The following is a 336-nucleotide window of genomic DNA, read 5'->3' as shown; positions in this document are numbered from 1 at the left end:
AGCCCATCTTGCACTCAGACCAGGGCTGGCAATACCAGATGGGGCTTTATCAACAGGCCCTGCACCAGCAGGGTATTACTCAAAGCATGTCTAGAAAAGGTAATTGCTTGGATAACGCAGTCATGGAGAACTGGTTTGGGATTATGAAAACCGAGTTCTTCTATCAAAAGAAGTTTGACGATGTCGGGTCATTTAAAACAGAGCTTAAGGAATATATCCACTACTACAACCATGATCGAATCAAGCAAAAACTAAAGGGATTGAGCCCGGTGCAATACCGAACTCAATCCCTTGTGCTAACCTAACTAAACTGTCCAACTACTGGGGGTCAGTTCA

The 336-nt window shown here is 44.3% G+C and carries 1 protein-coding gene; it reads left to right on the top strand.

From position 1 onward, the window contains the following. Nucleotides 1-305, top strand: a 305-nt coding sequence (locus tag ICN21_RS01685) for an IS3 family transposase (RefSeq protein WP_216176296.1), incomplete at its 5' end; no start/stop codon positions are given. Between the last annotated feature and the right edge of the window lie 31 nt (nt 306-336).

Origin of the sequence: Polynucleobacter sp. AP-Feld-500C-C5 (genome assembly GCF_018882265.1) — a bacterium.
Classification (GTDB): domain Bacteria; phylum Pseudomonadota; class Gammaproteobacteria; order Burkholderiales; family Burkholderiaceae; genus Polynucleobacter.
Note: the sequence above shows the minus strand (reverse complement) of the source record. Positions and strands in the feature narration are given on the sequence as shown.